We start from the raw sequence: 16,273 nt of genomic DNA, 5'->3' as shown, positions 1-16,273 counted from the left end.
GCCTTTAGGCCCCAGACCCCACTTATTTATTATTCAAAAAGAAAATAATACGTCAAAACTTTCGAACATGCATAAACATCACCCCTCTTTTTTTCAGAAAACAGGAAGCAGTTACTCTTTTTTCTCACCACGGACAGGAAAATTTATCAGTTCGGCGTTACTAATTCCCACCTCCCCATCTGGATTACTAACGAACGCATTCCCCTTGATACGGGGTAACACCACAAGATCAGCTTCGGTTGATGTCATGAAACCACGCGGAAGGCCACACAAGCTTTCCACATCAGAAGCCGGGAGATGGAAATCATCAAGAAGCTGCTCACGTGTCCGAACGTTCTCATCAATCAACAGACGAATTGATCGATTAAGCAGACGGGGGCTTTCTACTGTAAGCACATCATCCAATGGCTCAGACTTTCGCCAACCTCGCGCGCCATAATGTTTCCATAGGCGTTGTTCATATTCATCACTAACTATGCCAAGTGCATGGCAACGTTTTACCATAGCCCCAATAGACACTTTCCAACGCTCTTTTAGGGAAAGAAAGCTATTAAGGCTTGGAGACCAGACCTCTACACTAAAGCTCTCTGCTGGCAATAGAAAAGCCCCTGCAAATAAGAATGCCTGCCTCTCAACCTCTTTAAATGAAGCTTTATCGACCAGAGACTTTTCTTTCACATGCCGATGAAGTATCAAATGGCCAAGTTCATGTGCGGCATCAAGACGAGAGCGCACACAAGCATCCTTATCAGATGCAATCAATACATAAGGCCGTTGATCAATCTCAGACCAATGAGATAGACCATCCATAGTAGCGCTACCCACTTCTTCCTTCACAACGCAAACACCAGCATTTTCCATTACCAAAAGCATATCTGCGATTGGCCCCATGCCGAGTTTCCAACGCTTCCTACATTCTGTCGCAATAGACTCTATGTCCTCATCGCAAATCTCTCGATAGTCTGAAACGGTAGCTTGAGGCAAATCAACTTCAGGAAGATCAAGCCATTCTTGAATTTGAAGAGCGATGTCCTCCGCCCAATGCAGGCGGCTACATGTACGACGGCGCAGAGCTTGTGTAGTAATCGCCATAGATCGGAAAAACATCGGATTATCGCCGTGCTTTGGCTGAGGCTGGAGGAAAAAGCTCATGGGCAGATTTAACGCCCGCGCCAGAATGTCCAAGGCTTCCGGTTCTGGCGACTGATTGCCACCCTCCCAGCGCGAAATACTCGAGCTAGTCCGGTTAATAAGGTTGGCTAAGGCAATCTGAGACAAACCACGCGAATCCCTTGCCTCCACCAGTCGCCCCGGTTGGAACCCTGGTGTTCCGTTCCGCATTATTTCTCTCCACTACATATTAGATAGCCTAACGGCTTATTCCTGATTGGGCTTCATCTTGAGACGCGGCACAGCCACGTCTTTGAGTGTAACCGCCATTTCACCCGTCTTACGTGTGGCAGTATCTGCGTCATGATATCGAGCAAGAAGATCTGGCAAAGAGATCAAGGTCTTCCAAACTGATAGAGTTGAACTTGGAATACCAATTCCTACGAATGCCGGAACACTCTGATCTCCTCGACATGTATTAGCTGTAGTCACCAGCATCGTACACAACTGTTGATCAGGCGATGGCGGAACGCATTTGAAAAGATCGCCCTGAGTTTCGAATAGAGAAGCATTAATACTTGCCCAATTTTTGCGGAAACCTGATGCTCGCGGTGGGCCACAGTGCTTCTGGATATTGCTGCGAACAATATAAACATCACTCCCGCAGACAATGCTATAGCGCCCGCCTAAAGGTTGGGTATGAGGAGCTGTCACAGTCAACCCTGCTTCCTGAGCGGCACGGCGGAACCCAGCCTCACAGCGCGAATGCCGAAACTGTCCGAGCATATTAAGCCTCTCTGGTTCTTCTGCATGACGATTTGCCAGAGTCCATGCCTCCGCAAAACCCGCATCAATATATTCCGAGAGTACCCGAAAGAATCCCACCGGGTAGGCGTTCATGATACGAGTGATGAGGTTCACCATAAAATTTTCTCTCTACGATTTGCGTTTACCAGATATTGCCACTAAAATTTTGCGTTATCAAGCTCTCACCACTCTAATCTGCTCATCACAAAGTCACGATCTGGCCGTCACGTTCGGCCACCGGAATGTCGGTCAGCGCATCACCCCGGCATTCAAACGACAGCCCTTCGCCGGTTGCCGGACAAAAGTCCATGTAGTGGTGCTGACAGCGCAGCACCACTTGGTCGCCCTCATCGTTGAGGAACTCGTAGCCATCCCGGGCATTCAGCGGCAGGCCAAAGTGGGCGCAACGGTTGAGGTACACCCGCAGCGCCCCGTCATCCAGTCGCAGGACCAGCAGGTCAATCACCGGAACGTCGTCACCAGCGGCCACGGCGTGCGGCAGGGCGATTTTCACTGAGCGAGCCTGTCCGGCGGCCACCAAAGACGCCTCGCAAACCACGGTTCCCGACCGCAGATGCGGCAGCAAATAGAGACCATCGACCATCACGGCTTTCCTTTGCGCGGCATACCGGAACGCGGAGCACCAGAGCGCACCGGACCGGAGCGGGAGGGGCCAGAACGAGAAGGACCAGAACGCGCCGGAGCCCCCGAAGCTGAAGCCGGAGCCGGGCCGTCGCCATCCGGGCGGCGTCCCTGTCCGGCGTGGGTGGTCAGGAAGGTCTGATCCTTGTGCTTGCGCCCGGTACGCGCGCCCTCACCGCCAGATTTGCCGGTTCCCGCCGGTTGCCAGGCCGGGACCAGATGCTTTTTGCCGGGGCCGATCAGGTCACTGCGGCCCATCGCCTTCAGCGCCTCGCGCAGCAGCGGCCAGTTTTCCGCATCATGGTAGCGCAGGAAGGCCTTGTGCAGACGGCGCTGGCGCAGGCCCTTGGCGGTGGCGACCACTTCGGTCCCGGTGCGGCGGACCGGCTTCAGCGGATTGCGCTCGCCGTGATACATGGCGGTGGACAGCGACATCGGCGACGGCAGGAACGCCTGCACCTGATCGGCGCGAAAGCCGTTGCGCTTCAGCCACAGGGCGAGGTTCATCATGTCTTCGTCGCTGGTCCCCGGATGGGCGGCGATGAAGTAGGGGATCAGGTACTGTTCCTTGCCTGCCTCGCGCGAAAACCGCTCGAACATCTGCTTGAAGCGGTCATAGCTACCGATGCCCGGCTTCATCATCTTGGACAGCGGGCCTTCTTCGGTGTGCTCGGGGGCGATCTTCAGATAGCCGCCAACGTGATGAGTCACCAGTTCCTTGACATAGGTCGGGCTGCGCACCGCCAGATCATAGCGCAGACCCGAGGCCACCAGAATCTTCTTCACCCCCGGCAGCTCCCGCGCCTTGCGGTACAGCTCGACCAGCGAGTCATGGTTGGTGTTGAGGTTCTTGCAGATGTCAGGATAGACGCACGACAGGCGGCGACAGACCTTTTGCGTCTCGTCGTCCTTGCAGGCCAGCCGGTACATGTTGGCGGTCGGCCCGCCAAGGTCCGAGATCACCCCGGTAAAGCCCGGCACCTTGTCGCGAATGTCCTCGACTTCCTTCAGGATCGATTCATGCGAGCGGTTCTGGATCACCCGCCCTTCGTGCTCGGTGATCGAGCAGAACGAGCAGCCACCAAAGCAACCGCGCATGATGTTGACCGAAAAGCGGATCATTTCCCACGCCGGAATACGCGCCCCGCAATAGGACGGGTGCGGCGCCCGCGCATAGGGCAGCCCGTAAACCCAGTCCATTTCCGGGGTGGTCAACGGGATCGGCGGCGGGTTGACCCACACCTCTTTATCGCCATGGCGCTGGATCAGCGGGCGGGCGTTGCCGGGGTTGCTTTCCAGATGGATGATGCGCGAGGTGTGGCTGTAGAGGACCGGATCCTCCTTCACCTGCTCGTAGGACGGCAGACGCACCGCCGCCGGAGCCTCGCCCTCGCTGCGCGGAATGCTGACCGATTCGTCATCAATCGACGAAACATCGAGTTCCTGCCAGCCGTCGGGCAGCGCATCGCGCAGCACCACCGTCCCGCGCAGGTCGGTGATCTGGTTGACCGCCTCGCCCTTGCCGACGCGATGGACGAAATCAATCAGCGCCCGTTCGGCGTTGCCATAAAACAGGATATCAGCCTTGGCGTCCATCAGCACCGAGCGACGGACCTTTTCCGACCAGTAATCATAGTGAGCCACCCGGCGCAGTGACGCCTCGATGCCACCCAGAATGATCGGGGCATCCTTATAGGCTTCGCGGCAGCGCTGGGAATAGACGATCACCGCCCGGTCGGGGCGCTTGCCGCCTTCGTCGTTGGGCGTATAGCTGTCGTTGTGGCGCAGGCGGCGGTCCGAGGTATAGCGGTTGACCATCGAATCCATGTTGCCGCCGGTGATGCCGAAAAACAGGTTCGGCTTGCCCAGCGCCCGGAATGCCTCGGCACTGGTCCAGTCCGGCTGGGTCAGGATGCCGACGCGGAAGCCCTGTGCCTCCAGCACGCGGCCAATCACCGCCATGCCAAAGCTGGGATGGTCAACATAGGCGTCACCGGTAACGATGATGATGTCGCAGCTGTCCCAGCCCAGAGCGTCCATTTCCGCGCGCGTGGTCGGCAAAAAGGGAGCCGTCCCGAAACGGTGCGCCCAGTATTTGCGATAGGAAAAAATACTCTTCGCGGCTTCCATCAACAGCTCCGGCAAAGCGACCTCCCTGACCAGAGGGACGGCAGCAGATCAGATAAACATCCCTTGGGATAGCATCAGGTGCGGTCTGCGCTTTTTCTGTCCCGGTCTTTCCATCGGACATTCGGGCCATCAGACACACAAGACGGGGCCAATCAGACCGCACCAGTGCGGCACAGTCATAATCGTTTGGCGGGATTCGTCAACACCAACCCTTCAAGGGATATAGGGTGGGTTTGGCTGGACTCCATCCGGGTACAAAGCATGATTGCCTTTGTTTGCCAGGCGATTATAAAACATTGTCTATGGTTTGTTCACCTTTTGACTGGAACCGTGCGTGTCAGAGTCCCCTCCGCCCCTTGCCGTCGTTGTGCTGGCCCTGTCGCTGGGAGTGGGCCTGCTGATCGGGCTTGTGCGGACCGTGCGCGCCCTGCGCCTGCGCCCGTTACCGTCGTTGTCGTTGCCACGCTGGCGACGCCGCGCCCCTGCGGCCGCCGCCCGTGCGCCCCGTCCGACCACCACCAAGGCCACGCGCAAGGCCAGCCCGGAGAAGACCGGCAGTTCACCCGCCAAGCCGCGCGGGGGATTCTGGAGCGTTGCCAACCAGTTGACCTGGGTGCGGGCTGCCGCCTTCAGTTCCAAGCCGGTGATGAACAAATCGGAATATCAGGTGTTCCTGTTGATCGAACAGCTGGTGCAAAAGCGCTATCGCGGCTGTCGCCTGTTCGCCCAGACCAGTCTGGGGGAAATCCTCGGCAGCAGTGATCAGCAGGCGTTCAAGTCGATCAATTCCAAACGCATCGACATGCTGATCATGGGCACCGACGGCTATCCGGCGGTGGCGATCGAATATCAGGGCACCGGCCATTATCAAGGGGATGCCGAAATCCGCGATGCCATCAAGCGCGAAGCCCTCGAACGGGCCGGTATCCCGCTGGTCGAGATTTTTCCGCAGGACCGCACCGGCGCCATTGAGGACAAGGTGATCAAGGCGATGAAAAAGAAGCGGGGCAGAGCCGCGAATCATTGACGGGACACAGCACCGCTTCCCGCTTTTCACGCAATGCCCTATGGGAAATCATAGCCCAGAGCGCGGGCATAAGCGCGGGCAGCAATCTGAACATTCGGATCATTGAGGTTGTTCACCACCGCCCAGCAGTTGTTCCCATAGTGGACCGCGCTCTGATACCACTTATAGCCGCCGTTATAGACCAGCAAGCTGGTCGCAAGCCCGGCTGTTCCGAGGGTGGCCGGCGGGTTGGCCTGATACTGCGACAAGGTGTTCAAAGTCACCGGACCGCCGTTCGTCAGAGACAGCCTGAGATAGGCTGGTGCCGGGAACAGGCAGAACGGATTGCCGCTGGCTCCGGGAACCGGAAAGCCCGTGGTGGAGGTGTAGTAAATATCGTCGTAAAAACACTCCACGGTATAGGTACAGGCGGTGCCATGCGGCTGGGCGCGGACGTAATTGTACACCAGATCTTCGTACTCATACATCATCGGGTGATTGGTGCCCGCCGTCAGGGTGACCAGATTCTTGGCCTCATCCCCCGGCCCGCCAAGTTTGTTGCCGATCAAATGCCCCCGGTTATGGTGTTCCGGGCAGGTCCCCGACCCCCATCCCGGTGGGGTGATGCTGCTCGATGGCCCGGACCCACCGGTCATATTGCTGGGGGTCAGGGTGGCCGTGGCCCTGACAATCACCGCAGATGTAACCTGCTGGGTCAGGCCGCCATAATTGGTGGTGTGGTTCCCGGGCACATAGACAATAGGCGGTGACATGCGGCAATACTCCTGAGCGTCGGTAAGGCTCTGGCAGTCTATCGGAAGTGGTTTTTCAGAAAGAGTCCTCTTTCTGAAGTGTGGCTCATGAGAGTATTTTACAGCCGGGTTTCACAAGGGTTGTTCCCCCGCCATACCTCGCCACACCACCCGTCACGGCAACACCCGCACCCGCACTTCGGCCCGGCGGCCCTTGGCATCAATCGCCGCCAGTTGATAAAACCCCTCGCCTGCGGGCTGCCAGAACTGGCTCCCTCGCCCGACCGGTGGCGGCAAGGGGATGCCGTCGGCGGCCCACTGGATCGGAGCCTCGCCACCGCTGGCCTGCAACAGCACGCCGTCCGCCAAGCGTTCAATGGCCGCGCCATCGGGTGGAAAGATGATTTGCAGCGGCTGGCGCTTTTGCGGGCTGATCAGGGAATCCAGCTCCATCCGGGCCAGTGCGGCGGGCGGCTCGGCGGCATAGAGGGCGTTGTCCGGCTCGCTGATGGCGGGCTTTTGCCGCCGGTCCATCGGCAGGGCATCCAGCACCCGTAACGCCAGCGGAGCCGCCGTTGTCCGCCCCAGATGGCCCGGTCGCGGTGCGCCATCGGGACGGCCCACCCAGATCACCACCGTATAGTCGGGCGACATCGCCACCGTCCAGGCATCGCGGAAACCAAAGGAGGTCCCGGTCTTGAACGCCACGCTGCGCCGCCCGCCGGACAGCGAACGTTGAATTTGCCCATCCGGGGCCGGGCTGTCGGTCAGGATGGTCAGCACTGCCCGCGCCGCCGCCTGTCCAACCAGACGGCGGGCGGCAAGGGCTGGCTCGGTCACATCCGACCCCCACGCCAGCGGGCGCACCATCCCGTCATCGGCCAGATTGGCATAAATGGTTGCCATATCGACCAGCCGCACCCCGACTCCGCCCAGCGCCAGCGGCAGCCCGGCTTCGCCATCGCCGGGCAGAAACAACGGCAACCCGGCCTGCCGGGCAATGGTGGCAAAGCGCAACGGCCCCACCTTGTCCAGTGCCAGCACCGCCGGGACGTTCAGCGATTGCTGCAACGCCTCGCGCACCGTCAGCATGCCGCGAAAGTCCCGGTCAAAATTGCGCGGCTGCCAACTGCCAAAGCGGCGCGGACCGTCGTAGACCAGCGTTCCGGGGTGCAGCGACTGGTCATCAAAGGCCAGAGCATAAATCAGCGGCTTCAGGCTCGATCCCGGCGAGCGGACGGCTTGCGTCAAATCCAGCGGTCGACTCAGCCAGTCACGGCTGCCCAGATGGGCGATCACCTGCCGGTCAGCGGTGCGCACCACGACCGCCGCCACCTCCACCCCGTCTTCCCAGCCCTGGGTGGCCCGGTCGATGATTGTTTGCAGCGTGGCCTGCACTGGACGCTGAATAAAGCTTCTCAGCTCTTTTTGCTCTGGCGGCGACCGCCGTCGCAGGGCTTCGGCCAGATGAGCGGCGCTCAGCGGCATGGGGCGCTGGGTGGTCGGCAAGGGCTGGCTTCTGGCCAGCAGGGCGGCATCGAGACTGATCACCCCGCGCTCTACCGCCCGGTCCAGCACCCGGTCACGGGCGGCGCGGGCGCGCTGGGGGAAGCGGTCGGGCCGCAGGGCTTCCGGGCGCTGGGGCAAGGCGACCAGCAAGGCAGCCTCGGCGGCGGTCAGATGGTCAGGCTCCTTGCCGAACCAGCCCCAAGAAGCCGAGCGCACCCCTTCGAGCGTGCCGCCAAAGGGGGCCAGGGTCAGGTAAACCTGTAACACCCCCTCGCGGCCCAGACGGTGCTGCAATTGCAGCGCCCGCAGGCTTTCGGCCAGCTTGGCGGTCAGGGTGCGCGGCTTGGGATCGAGCAGGCGGGCGGCCTGCATGGTCAGGGTCGAGGCGCCAGAAACGACATGGCCCTGAGTCAACCGCTGACCAATCGCCCGCAAGATTGCCAGCGGATCAACGCCGGGGTGCAGGCCGAACCGCTGGTCCTCGACCGCCATCAGCATTGCCAGATACAGCGGGTCCACCTGCTGCGGGCTGGTCGGCAAACGCCAAAAGCCCTCGGTGGTCGGGAACGGGCGCAACAGGCGGCCTTCGACGTCGGTGACCACCTGCGACCGCTGCTCCCAGCGGCTGAGGTCTGGCGGCAGCAGCCGGTTGGCGACCCCGGCCACAAACCACAGCAGCAGGGCGGCGGCCAGCAATCCCGCCAGCCACCGCCCCGCCATCACCGCCAGTTGTGACAGCTTATTCGGCAATCACCACCTGTCCCATCGCACTGCGCGCCTGCACTTTCAGCACGGTCATGTGTTCGGCTGAAACGGCTGGCAAGGTAAAGCTGCCCGGCGTCACCGCCCGCACCACATAGGCAACACGGAACGACCATTGCTCCCGGACCTTTTCTTCCGGCACCATGTCCTTATACCCTTCCATGTTTTCCCGCAAATCGTACTCGGATCGTGGCAGCACCGTTACCGCCACCACCCGGTCATCACTGGCCTGCTGACTGATCAGACTGGAGGTCAGGTTCAGCCAGCCAAAGCCCGCCGTCCCGGCATCAACAATGCCTTCGACTTCAAGACCAGCGGGCAACAGGTCCTGCAGCCCATAGGAGCCGTCTTCCTGCGAGGTGGTAGAGCCGTTGATCACCACCACCGCCCGCTGATTGCGGTGCAGGGTGGTTGGGTCCAGCGGCTCGCCGGTCGGCGTAAAGAACGCCTTTTCCACATGCAGATCCATATCCTGTGCGGGCAGCGGCTCACTGGGGATGCCATCAACACTCAGGCTGTAGAAAATCGGACCATCGCCGCGATTTTCCACCGTCACCCCGGCCTGCAAGGCGGCTTCGTCCAGACGGCGGCTGGCCGGATCGCCCTTGCCAATCGCCGTTCCATCCACCTGCACATCCACCCGGCCACTGCTGCGCGCCAACTGGCTGGCGGCATACAGCATTGCCGCCTTTTCCTCGGTCGACAGATAGGCCAGCGTCCCCGTCTCCTGCTGGCCGATGTCCAGCAGGTCGGGAATGGCCGCCAGCCGGTTGCTTTGCGCCAGCGCACCAATCATGGTGTAAAGGATCGTCACCCGCGACGGCGGCACGCTGTTTTCGCCATTCGAGCCGCCATTGCTGTCATAGGACAGATAGCCGCGCAGGGTGTTGACGGCGGTGGAGTATTTCTCCTTCAGCGCCTCATAGGCCTTGCCGTCCTTTTTGCCCTGCCACGCGCCCAGCTCCTGCCGCAACTGGCTGATCTGAATCTGGAGCTGCGGAATCTGCCGGAAGTGGTTCAGGGCCAGATCGAACGAATTGTTCGCCCGTGCCTGATCCTTCAGCGCCTCGAAGGTCAGCCCCATGAACAGCAGCGCCCGGATGGAAGCAGGTTGCCGTTCGTCATGGACATAGACCGCTTCCTGCCGGTTCAGACGGCCAAAGCGGGCCAGAATGGCCATCGCGTAGGCGCGGGCGTCTTCGCTGCTGCGATCACTGGCATGGGATTGGGCAAGCAAGCCCTTCAGCAGCACATCCTGCACATTGGCCGGAACATCATAACCACGCTCGGCGGCTTGCAGCAGGAAGTCCGCGGCGTAAATGGTCATCCAGCGCTGAACGTCGTCACCGTTGCCGCCCCAGGTGGCAAAGTTCAGCGGGTCTTCGTAATAGTCCGCCGCCACCTGCATCGACAGCACCCGCTCGATCGCCTGATCAATCCGTTGCGGAATGCCGGTGTCCTGCTGGTCCAGCACCTGCCCGGCCAGGTCGTTAAAGGCCAGCAGCGGCATCGCCCGGCTGACCGTCTGTTCCAGACAGCCATAGGGGTAGCGGTCGAGCGACTTCAGCAGGGCGGGAACATCCAGTCCCAGCCAGCGCGAGGTGCTGAGGCTGGCGCTGATGGTCCCGGCCTGCAACGGCACCCCGGCGATGCCATGGATCACCTTGCGTTCGCCCGGTGCCAGTGCGCCGCGTTCCTGCTGGCTGAGCACCGCCTGCGGCGCGCGCACCTGAATCGGCCAGTCGCGGCTGATCGCAAAGCCACCCGGCCCCTGCACCGACAGGCGCACCGTGCCGATGCCCAGTGGCGAGGCTCCCGGCTGGGGATTTTGCGCTGCCCCACGAAGGGGAACGGTGTAGGTCATCCGCTGCCCGACGGCGAGAGACACGGTGCTCGTCGGCTGGCCACCGCTGATCGGGCCTTCGGCCTGTACCGTCACCTGATAGTCGCCCGCCTGTCCGGCAACATTGTGCAGCAGGACGGTGGCCGCCCCCTGATCACCGCTGCCGATAAAGCGCGGCAGGATCACGTCGGCCACCACCGGATCGCGGACGGTCATCCGCTGTTCGCTGCTGCCGACCTTGCCACGGTCATAGGCCACCGCCATCAGGCGCAGCTCACCCTGAAAGTCGGGGATTTCCAGCGGAATGTCCGCTGTTCCATCCGGTTTCAGCGCCACCAGCCCCGAGAACAGCGCCACCGAGCGGACCGGCACCGTTTCCAGTCCCTGCCCATGCCCGGCATCACCGCCCTGATCCGAACCGTCTGCCGCCTGTGGGCGGATGATCCGGCCATAGTCGTCGGTCATGTCAACGCCCAGACGGCGCTGGCGGAAATAGTGGGTCAGCGGATCGGGTGTCTTGAAATCGGTCAGTTGCAGAATGCCCTGATCAACGGCCGCCAATGTCACATAGGCGCTGTTCTGCCCGTCACTCAGGCCCTTGACCGCTACCGGGATGGTGACCGTCTGGCGGGGCGTCACCAGAGCCGGAGCGGTGATGTCCACCGTCAGCGTGCGCTGCGCGCGGTCCACCCCCAGCCAGACCACCCCCACAGCACGGACCGGCGCGTGATTGACCTCGCGCCCCAGCGGTCGATAGAACGACACCAGCGCATAGGCTCCGGCAGCCCATGACTCTTGCATGGTGATCGGCACATCCACCCCACCGGCCGGTACACTGACGGTGTGGGTTTCCTGCACCGCCTCGTTGGCGATCACAATAGTGGCTTCCCCGGCAGTGTCCGAGGCGATGTGCAGGCGGGCCTGCTCGCCCGCCCCATAACCGGTCTTGTCGCTGCTGACCGCCAACTGATCGGGGGTATCGCTGCTGTCTTCGCCGTACCAGCCGCTGGTAAAGTCACGGGTGGCACGCATCTCGCCATCGTCCTGCTGCACGTCCAGCCGGTAACGGCCCCACGGCAGGGTCTGCTTGACAGTCGCCAGCCCGTCATCGGTGCCACTGACCAGATGGCCCTGCGCCACCTCGCGTTCGCGCCGGATCTGTTTGTACGACCACGACGAGCCGCTCTTGTACCACTGCCAGTCGGTTTTCACTTCGATCAGGTGATAGGTCAGCTTTTGCTGCCCCAACGGCTTGCCCTGACCATCGACAGTCAGCACCGAAAACCCGGCCTCGGTGCCTTCACGGACCGAGAAGCCTTCAAACAACGGGCGAATACCGATGAACAGCGGGGCCGAGGCCAGCGGGACGTCAGCCCGCTTGGCGGTTGCCCGCCCGCCCGGTTCGGCAATTTCGACCTGCACCACCCCCCGCAAGGGACGGGTTGCCTTGGGGATGTCATTCAGCAGGCCGGTGGCCACCGTTTTGCCGTCCGCGTCGGTATTCTCCAGCGTCAGCGGCAGGCTGACCGCCTCCACCTGTTCGCCCTCGACGCCCCAGCGATAGCCGCGATGTTGCGGGAAAGGCCGGGGATCAACGGCCACATCCAGCGACGCCTCGCCGCCCAGCCCGGAGCCAACCGCGCCGTACAGGAAGCGGGCAAACACCGGCACCTGCACCTCGGCCCCCACGGCCACCGGCTCGGACGGCGGGGTCACGGTGACCTCCAGCCGTTGCGGTACAAAGGTATCGACTTCAAACGAGACCTTGCCCACCGCCTCACCCTTGGGGTCGCCGTAAATCTGCGCATCCCACACCCCGAGATTGGCCGACTTCGGCAAGGCCACCGTCAGCGTCACCGCGCCGTTGTCCGTCTGCTTCACCGGCCACGAGCGGTATTCCTCGCCGTTGGGACGGAACAGCTTGATGTACCAGGTGCCCTGCCCCGGCAGCAGGTTGGCACGGGCATCGCGCAACAGGGCGGTCAGGTAAACCGTTTCACCGGGGCGATAGATGCCGCGTTCGGTGTAGAGGAAGGCATCAATCGGGCCAGCCGCTTCGCGGCCTTGCACGCCCCGGTCCGACAGGTCGAACGATGACCGGCGCAGGTCGAGCAGGTTGAAATCCTCGCCCTGCCGGGCCAGCAGCATCACCGGCTCCATCCCGCCGTGCCCGCGCATCAGACCGGCGGCAAAGCTGGCCTTGCCGTCCTGATCGCTGGTGGCGGTTGCAAGAATTTCATTGTTGGCGGCCAGCAAGGTCAGTTCGACCCCGGCCTTTGGCTTGGCCGAGGCCAGACCCCGCATCATCACCACCAGACCGCTTTCGCCGCCCCGGTAAGTGGTCATCGCCAGATCAGAACTGATCACCCACTGGCCGGGCAGGCTATAGTCTTCCTCGCCCACCGGCTCGCCATTCAGGTCGATCGGCAGCACCTGCACCCAATAGGCCCCCGGCGCGCCCTTCAGCACCACATCGGGCAACGGCAGATTGGTCACTGTTCCCTGATTGCGCGGCGTGCGCAGCGGCAGGTCCTGCTGCCAGACCTTGCTGGCGGCCAGATCAAGGTCTTCTTCGACCCGATAGCGACTGATCGTTCCATCATCGAGGAACAGGGATTCCATCCGGGTCAAGGCCCGTTCACCGACGCGGTAAATGCTCATCCGCACCCGCTCGACATTGACCGAGGTGATCGGCAGGCTGCCGTTACCATCACGCGGCAGCCAGAAGCCTTTCCCCAGAATGACCTGCGGGGCGCGATCGCCCAGCGACAACGGGATCACCGTATCTTCGGCCAGCGCTTCCCCCGCCTTGTCCGGCAGGCCGGTGCGCAGGGTCATTGAATAGCTTTCGCCATAGCGCAGACCGCCAAAGCACAGCTTTTTGTCATCCACCCGCAGCGGCGTCACCGGGCCACCGCTGAAATTCAGGAACGTGGCATAGCTGTCGGCTTCGGGCTTCAGAGCGGCTGAAAAGACCAGACAGACTTCGGGATCGTTGCGACCGGTATCAACCTCATAGCGTTGATAGCGGAACACCTGCGGCACCAGCGGTACAGCAGCGGCAGAGGCGCTTTGTGTGGGGGGTGTTGTGGCCGGGGGCGGCGAAGCCGGTGCGGCAGGCGCCGATGTCACAGCAGTGGACGGCGGCGGCGGGGCTTGATCGCGGCTGGTCAGCCACCACCCGGCGATCCCCATCGCGGCAAACACGACTGTCGCCAGAAGTTTCTTCCTGCTGACCATCACCAACCCTCCCCGGAAAAATCCGCTGCGATCATACACGCAGGAGTGGGAGGGCAACAGGAGAATTCAGTAACATTTCCAGACAGTCAAGCAGACCGCCCCGGACAGTTTTGTTACCAGGTGCGCACCGGGCCAACGTCAATATGGACGAAGCCGTCACGGGGGTAATAGCCGACGCCGCCGACCTTCAGCTCCATCGCCGCACGGCGCAGACGCCCGAGTGAGACATCCGGCAGGGCAATGTCAGCGGCCATGCCACGGGTGTGATAGCTGTTGCTGGCCACGCCATCGGACATGGCGGCACGCATGGCATTGCTGGCCGGGGAACGATAGCCACAAATCAACTGGAACGGCTTTTTGCTGCCCAGCTTCTGGCTCAAGGCCCACATGGCATCGATCAGGCGGGGATCCATCCGCGTGCTTTCGTCATTGCGACGATCGCGCATCAAGCTATTCAGTTTTTGCATGGCGGCGGGGTTATAGCCACTGGCCTTGGCGTACACCACTTCCAGCATTTCGCCGGTATTGATGTTGTGCATGGCAACAACACGCTCTTTGGCCTTATAGACAGCGGCCATCGCATCACTGGGGACGGCTGCGCCGATCAGTCCGGTTGCCGTCGCAGCGGCACCAAGTCGCAGAATTCCGCGACGGCTCAGCAGGTCGTTTCCAGCATCATGCATGCGTCTGCCTCATAGCTCCTCAAAGATCGTCGAGGGAGAGAAAACACTTTTGACCCTGCGCCTGTCAACCCAAACAGACTGTGTCTGATGGGAAAAAATAACTACATACCGTCATAAAGGGACGGAACAAACCAAGACCCACCCATATCACCACCTTATGGGGTAGGGCAGAAACCTACCCATAATGAGGGCATAGCGTTCCCCGAGCGGGTGTTTCAGGCAGCCATAAAATAGCTGACAGTGGCAGCGTGATGGTGTTTATGGCAGGCGCCCTGCCCAGGCAGGCCGCGTTACCGCCGGTGCCGTGGCGACAGTGCCTTGTAAAACAGAGAGATACCCGATGGATCAGTCCTCCCGCTATGCCAACCTGTCGCTGCGTGAATCGGACCTGATCGCCGGAGGGCGGCATGTTTTGTGCGCCTATCACCTCAAGCCCAAGGCCGGGCATGGCTACCTCAGCGCCGCCGCCCACTTTGCCGCCGAAAGCTCGACCGGAACCAATGTCGAGGTCTGCACCACCGACGACTTCACCCGCGCCGTCGATGCACTGGTCTATCAGATCGACGAAGCCCGCGAGCTGGTGAAGATTGCCTTTCCGCTCGACCTGTTCGACCGCAACATCACCGATGGCAAGGCGATGGTGTCGTCGTTCCTGACGCTGGCGGTCGGCAACAATCAGGGCATGGGTGATATCGAATATGCCAAGCTGCAGGACTTTTACATTCCCCCGGCCTATCTCGCCCTGTTCGATGGCCCGGCGCTGAATATCGCCCACATGTGGACGGTGCTGGGGCGGCCCCGGCAGAACGGCGGCATGGTGGTCGGCACCATCGTCAAGCCCAAGCTGGGCCTCCGTCCGCAACCGTTCGCCGATGCCTGTTACCAGTTCTGGCTGGGCGGCGATTTCATCAAGAACGACGAGCCACAGGGCAACCAGACCTTTGCCCCGTTCCGCGAAACCCATTGCGCCGTTGCCGATGCCCTGCGCCGGGCGCAGGACAAGACCGGCGAACCGAAGCTGTTTTCCGCCAACATCACCGCCGATGATCCGTTCGAGATGCTGGCGCGCGGCGAATACGTTTTAAAGACCTTTGGCGAGAATGCCGACCATGTGGCCTTTCTGGTCGATGGCTTTGTCGCCGGACCGACGGCGGTCAGTCTGGTGCGCCGCCAGTTCCCCGGTACTTTTTTGCACTATCACCGTGCGGGCCATGGCGCGATCACCAGCCCGCAGTCGAAACGGGGCTACACCGCGTTCTGTCATCTGAAACTGTCCCGCCTGCAAGGGGCGTCGGGCATTCACACCGGCACCATGGGCTTTGGCAAGATGGAGGGCGAACGCACCGACCGCATGATCGCCTACATGCTGGAACAGCAGGCCGCCGATGGCCCCTATTTCCATCAGCCATGGGGCGGGATGCTGTCCACCACCCCGATCGTCTCGGGGGGGATGAACGCCCTGCGCCTGCCAGCCTTTTTCAGCAACCTCGGCCATGCCAACGTGATCCAGACCTCGGGCGGCGGGGTCTTCGGTCATCGCGATGGTGCCGCCGCCGGGGCCCGCTCCCTGCGGCAGGCGTGCGACGCGTGGATGGCCGGAATTGATCTGGTCAGCCATGCGATGGATCACCCGGAACTGGCCGGAGCTTTCCACAGCTTTGCCGACGATGCCGACCGCCTGTATCCCGGCTGGCGCGACCGGCTGGACCGGACTGCCGCCTGACCCATGACATGAAGCATAATATTCTGTGACAGCCCCTTCGCCCCCATTCCGCCTGCTGTCAAGTTG

The 16,273-nt window shown here is 61.6% G+C and carries 10 protein-coding genes; 2 read left to right on the top strand and 8 right to left on the bottom strand.

All coding sequences use genetic code 11. From position 1 onward, the window contains the following. Nucleotides 1–111 precede the first annotated feature (111 nt). The 4 genes from BW995_RS09965 to BW995_RS09955 all read right to left on the bottom strand — a co-directional run bounded on the left by BW995_RS09965 (nucleotide 112) and on the right by BW995_RS09955 (nucleotide 4,689). The gene (locus tag BW995_RS09965; RefSeq protein ID WP_076400108.1) at nucleotides 112–1,341 is read right to left on the bottom strand and encodes a helix-turn-helix domain-containing protein; all 1,230 of its coding nucleotides are present in this window, start codon (nucleotides 1,339–1,341) and stop codon (nucleotides 112–114) included. A 36-nt stretch (nucleotides 1,342–1,377) separates the two neighbouring features. Further along, nucleotides 1,378–2,034 carry a hypothetical protein gene (locus BW995_RS20470; protein ID WP_139332850.1) on the bottom strand — a complete coding sequence of 219 codons (657 nt, stop codon included), beginning with the start codon at nucleotides 2,032–2,034 and terminating at the stop codon, nucleotides 1,378–1,380. A gap of 85 nt (nucleotides 2,035–2,119) precedes the next feature. Continuing rightward, a complete protein-coding gene (locus tag BW995_RS09960; protein ID WP_084194735.1) occupies nucleotides 2,120–2,521 on the bottom strand; it encodes a Rieske (2Fe-2S) protein in 402 nt (133 codons plus the stop codon). Beyond that, on the bottom strand, nucleotides 2,521–4,689 hold the full coding sequence (locus tag BW995_RS09955) for a YgiQ family radical SAM protein (RefSeq protein ID WP_076400106.1): 2,169 nt from the start codon (nucleotides 4,687–4,689) through the stop codon (nucleotides 2,521–2,523). The genes BW995_RS09960 and BW995_RS09955 overlap by 1 nt, the downstream gene beginning before the upstream one ends. A 334-nt stretch (nucleotides 4,690–5,023) precedes the next feature. On the opposite strand from BW995_RS09955, the gene BW995_RS20275 reads away from it, so the two are divergent. Continuing rightward, nucleotides 5,024–5,716: a DUF2726 domain-containing protein gene (locus BW995_RS20275; protein WP_084194734.1), complete on the top strand. Its 693-nt coding sequence runs from the start codon at nucleotides 5,024–5,026 to the stop codon at nucleotides 5,714–5,716. Between the two features lie 38 nt (nucleotides 5,717–5,754). Here the strand turns inward: BW995_RS20275 and BW995_RS09945 are convergent, their stop codons facing one another. From BW995_RS09945 to BW995_RS09930, 4 genes are all read right to left on the bottom strand, one after another. Continuing rightward, nucleotides 5,755–6,468 carry a DNA/RNA non-specific endonuclease gene (locus BW995_RS09945; RefSeq protein WP_076400104.1) on the bottom strand — a complete coding sequence of 238 codons (714 nt, stop codon included), beginning with the start codon at nucleotides 6,466–6,468 and terminating at the stop codon, nucleotides 5,755–5,757. A gap of 153 nt (nucleotides 6,469–6,621) precedes the next feature. Beyond that, entirely contained in the window at nucleotides 6,622–8,706 is a 2,085-nt protein-coding gene (gene pbpC, locus BW995_RS09940) for a penicillin-binding protein 1C (protein WP_245821386.1), read from the bottom strand. Then, complete coding sequence (locus tag BW995_RS09935; RefSeq protein ID WP_084194733.1) at nucleotides 8,696–13,801, bottom strand: alpha-2-macroglobulin family protein; 5,106 nt, start codon at nucleotides 13,799–13,801, stop codon at nucleotides 8,696–8,698. Before BW995_RS09935 ends, pbpC begins: the two co-directional genes overlap by 11 nt. A 113-nt stretch (nucleotides 13,802–13,914) precedes the next feature. Next, on the bottom strand, nucleotides 13,915–14,484 hold the full coding sequence (locus tag BW995_RS09930; protein WP_076400100.1) for a DUF882 domain-containing protein: 570 nt from the start codon (nucleotides 14,482–14,484) through the stop codon (nucleotides 13,915–13,917). Nucleotides 14,485–14,824: 340 nt separating this feature from the next. On the opposite strand from BW995_RS09930, the gene BW995_RS09925 reads away from it, so the two are divergent. Continuing rightward, nucleotides 14,825–16,207 (top strand): ribulose-bisphosphate carboxylase, encoded by a 1,383-nt coding sequence (locus BW995_RS09925; protein WP_076400097.1) that lies wholly within the window; start codon nucleotides 14,825–14,827, stop codon nucleotides 16,205–16,207. Nucleotides 16,208–16,273 lie beyond the last annotated feature (66 nt).

The sequence above is a fragment of the Insolitispirillum peregrinum genome, assembly GCF_900156605.1.
In the GTDB taxonomy this organism is placed as follows: Bacteria; Pseudomonadota; Alphaproteobacteria; order Rhodospirillales; family Rhodospirillaceae; genus Insolitispirillum; species Insolitispirillum peregrinum.
The sequence above is the reverse complement of the archived record's forward strand: the minus strand, read 5'-3'. Positions and strand labels throughout refer to the sequence as shown.

Coding starts and splice junctions, on each gene's coding strand:
- BW995_RS09925 (WP_076400097.1), top strand. CDS start 14,825: ATGGATCAGTCCTCCCGCTATGCCAACCTGTCGCTGCGTGAATCGGAC.
- BW995_RS09935 (WP_084194733.1), bottom strand. CDS start 13,801: ATGGTCAGCAGGAAGAAACTTCTGGCGACAGTCGTGTTTGCCGCGATG.
- BW995_RS09945 (WP_076400104.1), bottom strand. CDS start 6,468: ATGTCACCGCCTATTGTCTATGTGCCCGGGAACCACACCACCAATTAT.
- BW995_RS09930 (WP_076400100.1), bottom strand. CDS start 14,484: ATGCATGATGCTGGAAACGACCTGCTGAGCCGTCGCGGAATTCTGCGA.
- BW995_RS09955 (WP_076400106.1), bottom strand. CDS start 4,689: ATGGAAGCCGCGAAGAGTATTTTTTCCTATCGCAAATACTGGGCGCAC.
- BW995_RS09965 (WP_076400108.1), bottom strand. CDS start 1,341: ATGCGGAACGGAACACCAGGGTTCCAACCGGGGCGACTGGTGGAGGCA.
- BW995_RS09960 (WP_084194735.1), bottom strand. CDS start 2,521: ATGGTCGATGGTCTCTATTTGCTGCCGCATCTGCGGTCGGGAACCGTG.
- BW995_RS20470 (WP_139332850.1), bottom strand. CDS start 2,034: ATGGTGAACCTCATCACTCGTATCATGAACGCCTACCCGGTGGGATTC.